Genomic DNA, 13215 nt, shown 5'->3' on the forward strand with positions numbered 1-13215 from the left:
AAGTGTGTGTGGAGAAACCTGTACCCCCTCACCCGGATTGCATCTTGCGATGCAATCCGACCTCTCCCCGCAGGCGGGGAGAGGTGCACTGTCACTGGCGCGCGAGCTCGCCGACTCTCTAAGACCTCAGGCCGCCATTGCCTTGGTGAGGTTCTCGGCGACCTTGTCGAGGAAGCCCGTGGTCGACAGCCAGCGCTGGTCGGCGCCGACCAGGAGCGCCAGGTCCTTGGTCATGTAGCCGGCCTCGACGGTGTCGACGCAGACCTTTTCCAGCGTGGAGGCGAACTTGGCGAGCTCGGCATTGTTGTCGAGCTTGGCGCGGTGGGCGAGACCACGGGTCCAGGCGAAGATCGACGCGATCGAATTGGTCGAGGTTTCCTTGCCCTTCTGGTGCTCCCGGTAGTGGCGGGTCACCGTGCCGTGCGCTGCTTCGGCTTCCACCGTCTGGCCGTCCGGCGTCATCAAGACCGAGGTCATCAGGCCGAGCGAGCCATAGCCCTGGGCCACGGTGTCGGACTGCACGTCGCCGTCATAGTTCTTGCAGGCCCAGACATAGCCGCCCGACCATTTCATCGCGGCCGCGACCATGTCGTCGATCAGGCGGTGCTCATAGGTGATCTTCTTGGCTTCGAACTGGGACTTGAACTCCTTGTCGAAGATGTCCTGGAAGATGTCCTTGAAGCGGCCGTCATAGACCTTCAGGATCGTGTTCTTGGTCGACAGGTAGACCGAGTAGTTCTTGGACAGGCCCATGTTGAGCGAGGCGCGGGCGAAATCGGCGATCGAATCGTCGAGATTGTACATCGACAGCGCGACACCGGCGCTGGGCGCCTTGTAGACCTCGCGCTCGATCACGGCGCCGTCCTCGCCGACGAACTTCATCGTCAGCACGCCCTTGCCCGGGAACTTGAAGTCGGTGGCGCGGTATTGGTCGCCGAAGGCATGGCGGCCGATGATGATCGGCTTGGTCCAGCCCGGCACCAGGCGTGGCACGTTCTTGCAGATGATCGGCTCACGGAACACGACGCCGCCGAGGATGTTGCGGATGGTGCCGTTCGGCGACTTCCACATCTCCTTCAGGCCGAACTCCTTCACCCGGGCTTCGTCCGGGGTGATGGTGGCGCATTTGACGCCGACGCCGACCTGCTTGATCGCGTTGGCGGCATCCACCGTGACCTGGTCGTTGGTCTTGTCGCGGTATTCCATCCCGAGGTCGAAATACATCAGGTCGATATCAAGGAACGGGGTGATCAGCTTGTCCTTGATGTACTGCCAGATGATCCGGGTCATCTCGTCGCCGTCGAGTTCGACGACCGGGTTGGACACCTTGATTTTTGCCATGATGGGTTGGGCCTCTTGGGGAACAGCGCGCCTGCGATTGAAAGCGCTTGTGAAATCAACGCGTCATAGCACTGCTGCACCGCGGGCGAAAGCCGAGCCAGTATGCGCCCGGTGCTGATTTTCGCGCCCCGGCCATGCGCTCGGCCATGGTCGCGGGCCGGGCAGCCTGCAGTTTCGGGCAAACCGTAAAATTCTTGGCTAAGCCGATTATTTTGCTTGAGAATTCTCGCCAGCCGGGCCAACGGAACGGGCGGGCCGGCGCGCGCGGCGGCCGGCGCCTTAAGGTGACGTGGAAGGTCAGGGGATCATCGTGTCGGGCACCGACAAGACCAAGGTTGGCGTGGAGATCGCAGGCCCGGTGGTGATCCTGGTCGAGCCGCAGCTCGGCGAGAACATCGGCATGGCGGCCCGCGCCATGGGCAATTTCGCGCTCGTTGAGCTGCGCCTGGTCAATCCGCGCGACGGCTGGCCCAACATCGCCGCGCAGCGGGCGGCGGCGGGCGCCGACCACATCATCGACCACGTCCGGCTGTTCGATACGCTGGAAGAGGCGGTCGCCGATCTCGACCTGCTGTTTGCGACCACGGCCCGGTCCCACGACCAGGCCAAGCCGGTGGCGGCGCCGGAGACTGCCGCGCGCGAGATCCAGGGCCATGTCGCGGCCGGCGGCCGCGCCGGCATCCTGTTCGGGCGGGAGCGGGCGGGCCTGACCAACGAGGAGGTCGCCCGCGCCAACCGCATCATCACCTATCCGGTCAATCCGGGCTTCGCCTCGCTCAACCTTGCCCAGGCCGTGCTGCTGATGGGCTATGAATGGTTCAAGCTGGTGACCTCGGGCGCGCTGCCATTCGCGATGCCCGAGCGCTCCGAGCGCGCCTCCCAGGAGCAGATGGAGGCGTTCTTCGAGAACCTCGTGCGCGAGCTCGATCGGGTCGAATTCCTGAGGCCCGCCGAGAAGCGCGAGACCATGCTGGTCAATCTGCGCAACATCTTCTTCCGGATGGAGCCGACGCGGCAGGACATCCACACCCTGCACGGCGTGGTGATGGCGATCGCCGAAGGGCGCAAGGGACCGGCCAAGGGCGGCGTGCTCGACAGCGAGCAGGCGACGCGGCTGCGCGCGCTGATCGCCGAGCAGGGCACGGTCGCCAACCTGCCGGATTCGCGCGGCTCGCTACGTGGGCTGGCGCGGCTGCTCCGCCGCAACCCGACCGACGCCGAGCGGTCGCTGTGGCAGGCGCTGTCGCGCGATCGCCGCTTCGCCGGCCAGTTCAAGCGCCAGACCCCGGTCGGCCGCCACATTCCCGATTTCGTCTCCTTCATCCACCGCCTCGCGATCGAGCTGGTCGGGAGTGACGAGAGCGACGGCGTGGTGACGGACCGGGCGAGCCGCCGCGCCTGGCTCGAAAGCCGCGACTATCGCGTAGTCGAGGTGCGCACGGTGGACGTCGAGGCGGACCTGGAGGCGGAGCTGAAGCGGCTGGTCGCGATGATCGCCGAGGCGAAGTAGCCGGCATCACAACGAAGGCCTCTCATTCCGGATAGTCGCAATCTCATTGCGGGTATCGGCCGAGACTGTGCGTCAGAGCGCCTCATCTGTTCGTTGCACCTGCAGCCGTCGTGCTGGCAAGGTGGCTGAGCAAGGGTGGGGCGCCAAGGCTGGTGTCGTCGATGTCGATGATTCCGGACTATCGAGAGCGTCGTCCGCCCTCGCTTTCCGTCTTCCGGGGTCGACCTGCGACCCGCGGCCGAAGATGCGCCTGCATGACCAGCGGGTCGCGAAGCGCCGCGCGCAGCGTGATACCAACAAGATGCGGGATCTTCGCGTCGGCCCGATACAAATTCCAGGTGCTCAAACTGACCCCGACGAGATCGGCACATTCATTGTTCGAGAGTTGCATTTGGCTCTGCCAAGTCCGAAGCTCAGTATTGCTGAGCGGTTTCTGTTCTTGAGCCAGCTTGCTCAGGTGCAGCGCGTCTATCGCGAGGTCACCCTCGCCATCGTCCCAGGTGACGGCAGCGCCATAGTCGGAAATCGCGGCGCGCGAAAAAGCCCGGGGATCGCGGAGCGGCGCGAGGATATCCCCGCCCGTGGCAATCCAGCCGCTCAGGTTCACCTCGTCCGGCACCCGTTTTCCTCGCCACCGGACCCTCAGTGTCATCAAAGGCGCATCGGCCTTCACCGCCTCGATGCGCGGAAGTTCCGTATCCATCTTTCCTCACTTTCCCGGCCTCATTGGATCGGCCATCGCGGGTTCACCCTGTTCCACTCCGTCTTGATCGCCTGAATGTTCTCGACGGCCCAACTCATCGCGTCTCTTCCTGCCGTCCCCTTCAGGCTGCCGGCGTAGGTGGCGAACGTTTCGATCACGATCAGCGCCTCGAAATCGGGGTGCAAGATGTGAAAATGGGGAGGCAAATGGTCATTGGCGTAGACGGGTGATGATCGTCTTACCGATGGTGTGGAGCTTCCCCATGTCCGCCTCGCCCGCTGGCGGAATATCATAGTCCGATTATCGGACTATGTATATAATATAGTCCGATTTTAGGATATGTTTTGGGCGCTTTGGCGCGGCTGCTCCGCCGCAACCCGACCGACGCCGAGCGGTCGCTGTGGCAGGCGCTGTCGCGCGACCGCCGCTTCGCCGGCCAGTTCAAGCGCCAGACCCCGGTCGGCCGCCACATTCCCGATTTCGTCTCCTTCATCCACCGCCTCGCGATCGAGCTGGTCGGGAGTGACGAGAGCGACGGCGTCGTATCCGATCGTGCCGCACGGCGGGCCTGGCTCGAAAGTCGCGACTATCGCGTAGTCGAGGTGCGCACGGTGGACGTCGAGGCGGACCTGGAGGCGGAGCTGAAGCGGCTGGTCGCGATGATCGCCGAGGCGAAGTAGGCAGAGGCGAAGTCGCCGATCGTCCGTTTCCATCTGCCGCCGTGACGGGCCGCCGCTTCACTCATCCCCGGTCATCAGCGTCGGCGATCGCATCGTCGGCACCACGGCGCTGACCGAAAGTTCGGCGCTTCCTCCATGAACGGGCGTTGGTCGATTCGACCAAGCATGACTCGGCAGCACAATCGCCGATTGAACCTCAGAGCGCAGCTCACAACGCTGAGGAGATGATCCCGCACACATGGGCGGCCGAGTCTGCGATCCCGTTTACACCGGCTGAAGGATGATTTGTGAATGCAATTTCAGATTGTGGTTCGACCGATCGGCTTTGGTTAAATCGCTGCACAACAGGCAATACCAAGGGGGCATTCATGGCTACGCGACGATGGCGTTTGTTTTTCGGTTGTGTGCTGATCATCGGCTTGATCTCGGGCTTGTCGGCGAGTGCCCAAGCGTCGGCCGCGAAGCGGTGCACCACCGCGGCCGATCTCGGCGTCGACGAGCGCATTGCCGGTTGCACCGTGGTGATCGAGCACGGCAAGCCGGCCACGGCGCATGTGATCAAGGCCCGTTTCGCGCGCGCCGCGGCCTATCTCCGCAAGGGGGACGTCGACCATGCGATCGACGACTACAAGATCGTCATTCAGCAGTCCTCGGCCGATCCTCTTGCCGCATTCAATCGCGCTTCCCCCGATCTGCGCGAGAGCGAGCCGGCGCCGACGTCCGGCTCCGGACGGGCGTTCGGGCGCGACAGCTACCGCGCGCGAGCGTATCGCGCACTGGGGATTGCAAGTTTCCAGGCCGGTCTGCTGGAGCAGTCGCAGGACGATTTCAGGCGGCTCAGCGGGATGGATCCCAAAAATGCCGATGCGGCCTTGTGGTTGGATCTGGCGCGTCGCCGTGCCGGTCTGGCGAGCGAACTCGCCGACGGGGCGATGCGGCTCGACATGAGCAAATGGCCGGCGCCGCTCGTCCGCCTCTTCCTCGGGCAGGAAACGACGGAGGCTGTGCTTGCGGCGGCCGACCGCGGTGCTCCTGCCATGCGCAGGACACGGCGTTGCGAGGCGAGCTTGTTTGCCGGCGAGCTGATGCTCGACCAGGGCCGCGAGGTCGCCGCCATGCGGCTGATCGACCGCGCCCTCGCCGAGTGCCCGTCGACATCGGGCGAGCGATCGGTCGCCAAGGCGGAGGCGCGCGTTCTCAGCGTCATGCCGTGATCACCTTCCGGCGCGCGCGTCGTTCGCGGCGTGAGGTGTTGGCTGGACCTTAAGAGATCGCTGCGCAATTTAACGAAAATGCACGGTCAAATCGTGTTCCGTGAAGTTACGGAAATCTCGCGTTCAATCGCTATCGTGTTGCATTGCCTTTCCTCAGTTGCGGCGTGCGGCTTTCATCATGAACGAAACCAGATCGGTGTTGCGAGACCTCGAAGAGGCGATTGCGCGGGGGACCGCGGACAGCCGCGAGCGCGCGCTGTGGCATGCGACGGATCTTCTCATCGCGGGACGCTATTGCGAGGAGGAGATCGCCACCTTCGGCGAGGTGATCGGGCGGCTTGCCGACGAGATCGAGACCGAAGCGCGCGCCAAGCTCGCGGATCGCCTCGCCAGGATCGAATATGCGCCGGCCAGCGTCATCCGCAAGCTCGCCTTCGATGACGAGATCTGGGTCGCCGGTCCGGTGCTGCGCGAGTCCGAGCGGCTCGACGACGCCACACTGGTCGAGAATGCCAGCACCAAGGGCCAGGAGCACCTGCTGGCCATTGCCGAGCGCAAGACGCTGAGCCCGGCGGTCACCGACGTGCTGGCCACGCGCGGCAATCGTGACGTCGCCACGGCGGTGGCGCGCAATCATGGCGCGCAATTCTCCGGCGCCGGCTTCCTGCACATGGTGCAGCGGGCCGAGAACGACTCGATCCTGGCCGAGCATCTCGGGCGCCGCCTCGACATTCCGCGCCACCTGTTTCAGCAGCTGATCGCGAAAGCCTCCGACGATGTCGGCAAGCGGCTGTCCGGCGAGCGGCCCGAGCTCGTCGGCGAGATCCAGAGCTCGGTGGCCAACATCGCCGGCGATCTGCAATCGAAATTCGGCCCGGGCTCGCGCAACTATTTCGTCGCCAAGCGCACCGTGTCGATTCAGCATCGCCTGGGCAATCTGCACGAGAGCAGCATCGCCGGCTACGCGACGGCCCACAAGGTCGAGGAAGTGACGATCGGCCTCGCGTTGCTGTCGGGCCTGTCCGTCGATGTGGTCGAGCGGGCGTTGTTCGATCGCGATCGCGAGATGCTGCTGATGCTGGCGCGAGCGCTCGACTTCTGTTGGGATACGACCATGGCGCTCGCCTTCCTCGGCGCCCGCGACAATCGCATCACCGCCGGCGAGCTGCAGGATCTGGAGCGCGACTATGCCAAGATCCAGGTGCAGACCTCGCGCAGCGTGCTCGAATTCTACCAGTCGCGCAAGAATCCCGCCAAGAGCAGCACGCCGCGCGCCCTTGCGCATTGAGTGAGCCCGCAGTGAAACGACAGGTGATCGCGGATGAAGGATCAGGTCTTCCAATTGCGCGACGGACGACGGCTCGGTGGTCACGAGATGCCGGCCGACCGCGGCGCCGTCGATGCGGCCTGGCACGTCCTCGAAGCGGCCAACGAGCTCGGTGACGAGGCCGCGGTGTCGGCCTGCCGCCGCGTCATCGACGCCAGCCTCAACGGCGCAGCCGCGGATGCGGCCGACGTGAGGCTGGTGATGGACTATTTCCGCTAGGCAGCGACTGCGGAGCCTGGCAGAGCAGGCCGGCTCATACAGCGGCGAGCTGCGTGCCTGCCTTGCTGCTGCGCTTGCCGGCCTTCAGCTTTGCCGGCTCGAACAGCGCGCTGGCTGCCAGCCCGGCCGTGTCCGCGACCTCGGGATTGCGCGATACCATCGCCGCCACGATCGCGCCGTCGATCAACAGCGCGAGCTGATGCGCGAAGCTCTCAGGCTCCACAGCCCCCATCTCGCCGGCGAGCTTCTCGATATGGGCCAGCACCACCTTCTTGTGGCGCATTGCGATGGTGCGGAACTGTTTCTGATCCTTGTCGTGCTCGCCGACGGCATTGATGAAGGGGCAGCCGTAGAAGCGCTCCTCGCTGAACCAGCTCTTCAGCGCCGGAAAGATCCGCGCGAGCTTGGTCTCGGCGTCGCCGCCGCCGGACTCGATCTCCGCGATGAACCATTCGCGCCATTGCCTGCCTTCGCTCTCGAGCACCGCGGTGACGAGCGCGGTCTTCGATCCGAACAGCTTGTAGAGCGTGGTCTTTGCCGTGCCGGCCTCGCTGATGATGGCGTCGATACCGGTCGCGTTGATGCCGTTCTTGCAGAAGAGATGCGTTGCCGCATTCAGCAGGCGGCCGCGCGCGGACTCGTCGTCGACCGCCGCGATCGTCCGTGCGATCGCCTGCTTCTTGCCCGTTTGTTTGCCCGCAGCTGACTTGCCCATGCGCGCAAGCTTAGTCGCTGTGCGCCCGAGTCAGCAAGGCTGCTGATGCCGATGAGGCAGCGCTGCGCTCATTTTGATCGCGGCCGGCAGCATTCTGCATCGCTCTTGGGCAGGAGAGGGTGGGCCGCCTTCCGCCGCAATCGGATAAGCCGCGAAGATCACTCTGCCTTTTGAATTTCGGCGTCGCTGGCACACTTCGTGCAGGAAACAGACCGTTCGGTATCCTCGATCCCAGGGAGAGAAATGAGATGACCGCTGTGGTTCAGAAGACGGCTTTGACAGGCTGCCTCGCCCCCATCGACAAAGGTGGGCTCGAACAGCTCATCGCCAACGGCAAGGCCAACCCCAAGGTCATCAAGACCCTGAAGTGCAAGACCGTGGCTGAGGGCAAGTTCCGTCACGCCAACTACATCCGCAACCTCGCGCCCTACATCGTCGACGAGCCGCCGGGCCTGCTCGGCGACGACAGCGCGCCCAATCCGTCGGAAGCCTCGCTCGCCGCGCTCGGCTCGTGCCTCGCCGTCGGCCTGCACGCCAACGCCGTGCATCGCGGCTGGACCGTCAACAAGCTCGAACTCGAGCTCGAAGGCGATCTCAACATCACCGCCGTTTGGGGCACCGGCGACGTCAGCGACAAGCCGGTCGGCTTCACCGATGTCCGCGTCAAGGTCGACATGGAGTGCGAAGGTATTTCCAAAGAAGAGGTCCAGGCGCTGGTCGACCACGTGAAGAAGTGGTCGCCCGTCGCCAACACCTTCACGCGGCCTGTCAATCTCGAGGTCGGCGTCTGAGCCTGGCTCGAGGTCACGCGTAGCGGAGGACGTCATGGGTTCACTCGGACAGCATCTGGCGATCGATGGTGCGGGCGTGATGCCCGTGCCGTCGACCGTGGAGCAGGTCGCGGCGATCGCGCGCAAGGAGCTCGCGCCGCTGGCCTGCGGAATCGACGCCGGGACGGTGTATCCGGCCGACGTTCTCCGCCGCTTCGGCGAGGTCGGCGCGTGGAGCAGTCATGTGCCGGAAAATGACGCGGCGGATCTCAACTGCGCCATCGACGCGATCGGCGCGATCGGCGAGGTCTGCGGCGCCTCGGCCTTCATGGCGTGGTGCCAGAACACGCTGGTCTGGTACATCGCCAATTCGACCAACAAGGCCCTCGTCGACCGCCTGCTTGACGACGCGGCGAGCGGCAAGTTGCTCGGCGGCACCGGGCTCTCCAACCCGATGAAAAGTTTCTTCGGCATCGAGAAGCTCAAGCTGAGGGGCAGGAAGGTCGAGGGCGGCTACGTCGTACGCGGCGTGCTGCCTTGGGTCTCCAATCTCGGGCCCGACCACATGTTCGGCACGATCTTCGAGCGCGAGGACGCGCCCGGCGAGATCGTCATGTTCGTCGCCGACTGCGCCGATCCCGCGGTGACCCTGCAGCCGTGCCAGCCGTTCCTGGCGATGGACGGCACCGGCACCTATGGCATCCAGTTCCGCGACCTGTTCGTGCCGGATGAATTGATCCTCGCCGATCCGGCCGGCCCGTTCGTGAAGAAGATCCGCGCTGGCTTCATCCTGCTGCAGGCCGGCATGGCGCTCGGCCTGATCAAGGACTGCATCAAGATCATGCAGGAGGTCGAGGCGCCGCTCGGCCACGTCAACCGCTATCTGCCGCAACAGCCGGTCGACTTCAGCGCGCTCGCCGACGAGCTCGCAAGAGAGACCGCAATCCTCGCCAGCGATCCGTTCAACACCGACGAGACCTACTGGCGCAAGGTCGTCGCGCTGCGCCTGCGGGCCGGCGAGGCCAGCGTTGCTGCGGCTCACGCCGCGATGCTCCATTGCGGAGCCCGCGGCTACATCAAGGGCAATCGCGCTGAACGTCGCCTGCGCGAGGCCTATTTCGTCGCGATCGTGACACCCGCGACCAAGCAGCTGCGCAAGATGCTCGCCGACGGCTGACGCCGGCGAGAACGGCAAACCAACAAATCCAACCAGGAGAGGCCTGCCATGACGGACGTTCTGATTACTGCCGGTGAACTCGCTGATTTCATCAAGACAGAGCCGTGTGTCGTGATCGACACGCGTAATCCGGATGCCTACGGTGCGGGACATCTTCCCGGCGCCGTCAACGTCCACGAAATCTTTACCTATCTCGCAACGTCGACGCCGGAAGGCATGGAGGAGCTTAAAGCCAAGTTCGCCGACGCGTTCGGCGCCGCCGGTCTGTCCGGTGCTGAAACCGCCGTGGTCTACGAGCAGTCGATGAACTCCGGCTTCGGCCAGTCATGCCGCGGCTACTTTCTGCTCACGATGCTCGGCTATCCCAAGGTCAAGGTGCTGCACGGCGGCTACGAGGCCTGGGTCGCGGCGGGCATGCCCGTGACGACCGACGTGCCGTCACCGGCGAAGGCATCGTTCAGCATCGTGCCGGAGGCGGGCAGCATCCTGATCGACGCAAAAGCGATGCTCGCTGCCGTCGGCAATCCCGCCATCGCGATCCTCGACGTGCGCGACGTCGACGAGTGGATCGGCGACTCGTCCTCGCCCTACGGCAAGGATTTCTGCCCGCGCAAGGGCCGCATCCCCGGCGCCGTCTGGCTGGAATGGTACCGCATGATGAAGCCCACCGGAGAAGGCCCGCGCTTCAAGTCGAAGGACGAGATCCTCGCCGAATGCGCCACCGTCGGCATCACCACCGACACGCCGGTGTATCTTTACTGTTTCAAGGGGGCGCGCGCGTCGAACACCTTCCTGGCGCTGAAGAACGCCGGCGTGAAGGATGTGCGGATGTACTTCGGCTCGTGGAACGAGTGGTCGCGCGACCCGTCGTTGCCGATCGAGGAAGGTCTGCCGATGCCGGCGCTGACCAGCAAGGCGGCATAGAAGCTGCATGATGTGCACGTCCGGCCGCCGAAAAATGCGGCCGGATGAGCAGTTCGAAGGCGCTGATAGCGCAGGTGTGACAAAGGGGCGCAGCACATGTCGATTTTCGATGATCCGTTCGATGCCGGGTCCAGCGTGAATGCCGGTTGTATCTGCGGCCAGCATCGCAGTCCGGCCGAACATGAGCGCGCCGTGCCGGCGCTGCGTTGTGAGCCGGTCGTGGAGTCCCATGAGAAGCGCTACGAGAACGTCGTGGCCTCGGCGGTGCTGCGCGCGGTGTTTCCGGAAGCCGCCACCCGTCGCGCGTTCCTGAAGTCGGTCGGTGCCGCGACGGCCCTGGCCGCGGTCTCGCAGTTCTTCCCGCTGAAGACGGCGACGGAGGCATTTGCGGAGTCAGGCGCGCCCGAGAAGAAGGATCTCAAGGTCGGCTTCATCCCGATCACCTGCGCCACGCCGATCATCATGGCCGCGCCGCTCGGCTTCTACGCCAAAGCCGGCTTGAACGTCGAGGTCGTCAAGACCGCCGGCTGGGCGGTCATTCGCGACAAGACGATCAACAAGGAATACGACGCCTCGCACATGCTGGCGCCGATGCCGATCGCGATCTCGCTCGGCCTTGGTGCACAGCCGATTCCGTTCACCGTGCCCGCGATCGAGAACATCAACGGGCAGGGCATCGTGCTGGCGATGAAGCACAAGGACAAGCGCGACCCGAAGGACTGGAAGGGCATGAAGTTCGCCATTCCGTTCGACTACTCGATGCACAATTATCTGTTGCGCTATTATCTCGCCGAGCACGGCATCGATCCCGACACCGACGTGCAGCTGCGCTCGGTGCCGCCGCCGGAGATGGTCGCGAACCTCCGCGCCGACAACATCGACGGCTTCCTCGCGCCCGACAACATCTGCCAGCGCGCGATCTATGATGGCGCAGGCTTCCTGCACATTCTCTCGAAGGAGATCTGGGACGGTCATCCCTGCTGCAGCTTCGCCGCGAGCCGCGAGTTCATCACGGCGGCGCCGAACAGCTTTGCGGCGCTGACCCGCGCCATCGTCGATGCCACCGCCTATGCGTCGAAGGCCGAGAACCGCAAGCAGATCGCGGAAGCCATCGCGCCTGCCAACTACATCAACGCGCCGGTGACCGTGCTGGAGCAGGTCCTGACCGGCACCTATGCCGACGGTCTGGGCGGCGTGAAGACCGATCCGAAGCGCGTCGATTTCGATCCGTTCCCGTGGCAGTCGTTCGCGGTGTGGATGCTGACCCAGATGAAGCGTTGGGGCCAGATCAAGGGCGACGTCGACTACAAGGCGGTCGCCGAGCAGATCTATCTCGCTACCGATACCCGCAAGGTCATGACCGAGATGGGGCTCTCGCCGCCGAAGGACTCCTACAAGTCGTTCTCGGTGATGGGCAAGCCGTTCGACCCGACCAAGCCGGACGACTATGTCGCGAGCTTCAAGATCAAGAAGGCGTCGTGATGATGCGGATGCGCGCGACTCTGCTGACCACACCACCGGTGTCGTCCCCGCGAAAGCGGGGACCCATACGCCGTGACTTCTCTTGGGGCAAGGGCGGTAGCGACTGTCTTATCCGTCAACTGAGTTCGGTGGTTATGGGTCCCTGCGTTCGCAGGGACGACAGCTGTAGGCGTGGCGACTGATGACCGCCTCACTCCGGCTGCGCGCCGCCGTCGTCTCGATCGTGCTGCTCGCCGTGTTCCTCGGCGCCTGGCACCTCGCCACGCGCGGCACGGGGACGGCTGCCAACATGAGCCCGGAATACGCCAAGCTGATGGGCCTGACTGCGACGCAGGGCAAGTCGGCGATGCCCGGCCCGCTCGATGTCGGCGCCAAGCTGTGGGAGCACCTGCGGCGGCCGTTCTATGACAACGGCCCGAATGACAAGGGGCTCGGCATCCAGCTGGCATTCTCGCTCGGCAGGGTCATGCTCGGCTATCTGATCGCAGTCGCGATCGCGATCCCGCTCGGCTTTCTGATCGGCATGTCGCCCTTGATGAGCAAGGCGCTCGATCCGTTCATCCAGATCCTGAAGCCGATCTCGCCGCTGGCCTGGATGCCGCTCGCGCTCTACACGATCAAGGATTCCAGCCTGTCGGCGATCTTTGTCATCTTCATCTGCTCGGTGTGGCCGATGCTGATCAACACCGCCTTCGGCGTCGCCAGCGTGCGCAAGGAATGGATCAACGTCGCGCGGACGCTGGAGGTCGGCAATCTCCGCCGCGCCTTCACGGTGATCCTGCCCGCAGCGGCGCCGACGATCCTGACGGGCATGCGGATCTCGATCGGCATCGCCTGGCTCGTGATCGTCGCCGCCGAGATGCTGGTCGGCGGCACCGGCATCGGCTATTTCGTCTGGAACGAGTGGAACAACCTCTCGATCACCAACGTGATCATCGCGATCCTGCTGATCGGTCTTGTCGGCATGGCGCTGGACCAGATCCTGGCGCGGGTCTCGCGGCTCGTGACGTTTCCGGAGTAGGAGGATGATGCTCACCCAAAACGGCGCTGCGCCCTTACCTCTCCCCGCAAGCGGCAGGGCGATCGCATTTGACCGGGATAGGCGGTTGCGACGAGCGAGCGCGCCAATTAGTTACTCGTCATGCCCGGGCTT

13 protein-coding genes and 1 pseudogene are annotated in these 13215 nt (G+C 64.6%); 10 read left to right on the forward strand and 4 right to left on the reverse strand.

Annotation, left to right across the window (positions count from 1 at the left end; genetic code table 11):
• Positions 1-126 precede the first annotated feature (126 nt).
• Positions 127-1341, reverse strand: a complete 1215-nt coding sequence (locus LQG66_RS36445; RefSeq protein WP_231321473.1) for an NADP-dependent isocitrate dehydrogenase — start codon at positions 1339-1341, stop codon at positions 127-129.
• A 310-nt stretch (positions 1342-1651) separates the two neighbouring features.
• On the opposite strand from LQG66_RS36445, the gene LQG66_RS36450 reads away from it, so the two are divergent.
• Entirely contained in the window at positions 1652-2851 is a 1200-nt protein-coding gene (locus tag LQG66_RS36450; protein ID WP_231321475.1) for a TrmJ/YjtD family RNA methyltransferase, read from the forward strand.
• A 178-nt stretch (positions 2852-3029) separates the two neighbouring features.
• Here the strand turns inward: LQG66_RS36450 and LQG66_RS36455 are convergent, their stop codons facing one another.
• Positions 3030-3554, reverse strand: a complete 525-nt coding sequence (locus tag LQG66_RS36455; RefSeq protein WP_231321477.1) for a hypothetical protein — start codon at positions 3552-3554, stop codon at positions 3030-3032.
• Positions 3555-3574: 20 nt separating this feature from the next.
• Positions 3575-3847 carry a DUF4160 domain-containing protein gene (locus LQG66_RS36460; protein WP_231321479.1) on the reverse strand — a complete coding sequence of 91 codons (273 nt, stop codon included), beginning with the start codon at positions 3845-3847 and terminating at the stop codon, positions 3575-3577.
• Between the two features lie 51 nt (positions 3848-3898).
• On the opposite strand from LQG66_RS36460, the pseudogene LQG66_RS36465 reads away from it, so the two are divergent.
• From LQG66_RS36465 to LQG66_RS36480, 4 genes and pseudogenes are all read left to right on the forward strand, one after another.
• A pseudogene (locus LQG66_RS36465) lies at positions 3899-4234 on the forward strand (endonuclease domain-containing protein); the annotation flags it as partial.
• 368 nt (positions 4235-4602) lie between these two features.
• Positions 4603-5448: a hypothetical protein gene (locus LQG66_RS36470; RefSeq protein ID WP_231321481.1), complete on the forward strand. Its 846-nt coding sequence runs from the start codon at positions 4603-4605 to the stop codon at positions 5446-5448.
• A gap of 178 nt (positions 5449-5626) precedes the next feature.
• On the forward strand, positions 5627-6736 hold the full coding sequence (locus tag LQG66_RS36475) for a DUF2336 domain-containing protein (protein ID WP_231321483.1): 1110 nt from the start codon (positions 5627-5629) through the stop codon (positions 6734-6736).
• 33 nt (positions 6737-6769) lie between these two features.
• Positions 6770-6994 carry a hypothetical protein gene (locus tag LQG66_RS36480; RefSeq protein WP_231328091.1) on the forward strand — a complete coding sequence of 75 codons (225 nt, stop codon included), beginning with the start codon at positions 6770-6772 and terminating at the stop codon, positions 6992-6994.
• 34 nt (positions 6995-7028) lie between these two features.
• Here the strand turns inward: LQG66_RS36480 and LQG66_RS36485 are convergent, their stop codons facing one another.
• Positions 7029-7709, reverse strand: coding sequence for a TetR/AcrR family transcriptional regulator (locus tag LQG66_RS36485; RefSeq protein ID WP_231321485.1), 681 nt, complete (start codon positions 7707-7709; stop codon positions 7029-7031).
• Between the two features lie 248 nt (positions 7710-7957).
• Between LQG66_RS36485 and LQG66_RS36490 the strand changes: the two genes are divergently transcribed.
• The 5 genes from LQG66_RS36490 (at position 7958) to ntrB (ending at position 13083) form a co-directional block, all read left to right on the forward strand.
• The gene (locus tag LQG66_RS36490) at positions 7958-8500 is read left to right on the forward strand and encodes an OsmC family protein (RefSeq protein WP_231321487.1); all 543 of its coding nucleotides are present in this window, start codon (positions 7958-7960) and stop codon (positions 8498-8500) included.
• A gap of 34 nt (positions 8501-8534) precedes the next feature.
• A complete protein-coding gene (locus LQG66_RS36495) occupies positions 8535-9656 on the forward strand; it encodes an acyl-CoA dehydrogenase family protein (protein WP_231321489.1) in 1122 nt (373 codons plus the stop codon).
• 48 nt (positions 9657-9704) lie between these two features.
• Positions 9705-10580 (forward strand): sulfurtransferase, encoded by an 876-nt coding sequence (locus LQG66_RS36500; RefSeq protein ID WP_231321491.1) that lies wholly within the window; start codon positions 9705-9707, stop codon positions 10578-10580.
• A gap of 96 nt (positions 10581-10676) precedes the next feature.
• Positions 10677-12062, forward strand: a complete 1386-nt coding sequence (locus LQG66_RS36505; protein WP_231321493.1) for a CmpA/NrtA family ABC transporter substrate-binding protein — start codon at positions 10677-10679, stop codon at positions 12060-12062.
• A 181-nt stretch (positions 12063-12243) separates the two neighbouring features.
• Entirely contained in the window at positions 12244-13083 is an 840-nt protein-coding gene (gene ntrB / locus LQG66_RS36510; RefSeq protein WP_231321504.1) for a nitrate ABC transporter permease, read from the forward strand.
• Positions 13084-13215: the final 132 nt, after the last annotated feature.

Source organism: Bradyrhizobium ontarionense, assembly GCF_021088345.1.
GTDB lineage: Bacteria > Pseudomonadota > Alphaproteobacteria > Rhizobiales > Xanthobacteraceae > Bradyrhizobium > Bradyrhizobium ontarionense.

Bases quoted from the DNA above. Each gene is read 5' to 3' on its own strand.
- LQG66_RS36460 (WP_231321479.1), bottom strand. From the start codon at position 3,847: ATGATATTCCGCCAGCGGGCGAGGCGGACATGGGGAAGCTCCACACCA.
- LQG66_RS36500 (WP_231321491.1), top strand. From the start codon at position 9,705: ATGACGGACGTTCTGATTACTGCCGGTGAACTCGCTGATTTCATCAAG.
- LQG66_RS36505 (WP_231321493.1), top strand. From the start codon at position 10,677: ATGTCGATTTTCGATGATCCGTTCGATGCCGGGTCCAGCGTGAATGCC.
- LQG66_RS36475 (WP_231321483.1), top strand. From the start codon at position 5,627: ATGAACGAAACCAGATCGGTGTTGCGAGACCTCGAAGAGGCGATTGCG.
- LQG66_RS36480 (WP_231328091.1), top strand. From the start codon at position 6,770: ATGAAGGATCAGGTCTTCCAATTGCGCGACGGACGACGGCTCGGTGGT.
- ntrB (WP_231321504.1), top strand. From the start codon at position 12,244: ATGACCGCCTCACTCCGGCTGCGCGCCGCCGTCGTCTCGATCGTGCTG.
- LQG66_RS36485 (WP_231321485.1), bottom strand. From the start codon at position 7,709: ATGGGCAAGTCAGCTGCGGGCAAACAAACGGGCAAGAAGCAGGCGATC.
- LQG66_RS36455 (WP_231321477.1), bottom strand. From the start codon at position 3,554: ATGGATACGGAACTTCCGCGCATCGAGGCGGTGAAGGCCGATGCGCCT.
- LQG66_RS36470 (WP_231321481.1), top strand. From the start codon at position 4,603: ATGGCTACGCGACGATGGCGTTTGTTTTTCGGTTGTGTGCTGATCATC.
- LQG66_RS36445 (WP_231321473.1), bottom strand. From the start codon at position 1,341: ATGGCAAAAATCAAGGTGTCCAACCCGGTCGTCGAACTCGACGGCGAC.
- LQG66_RS36495 (WP_231321489.1), top strand. From the start codon at position 8,535: ATGGGTTCACTCGGACAGCATCTGGCGATCGATGGTGCGGGCGTGATG.
- LQG66_RS36490 (WP_231321487.1), top strand. From the start codon at position 7,958: ATGACCGCTGTGGTTCAGAAGACGGCTTTGACAGGCTGCCTCGCCCCC.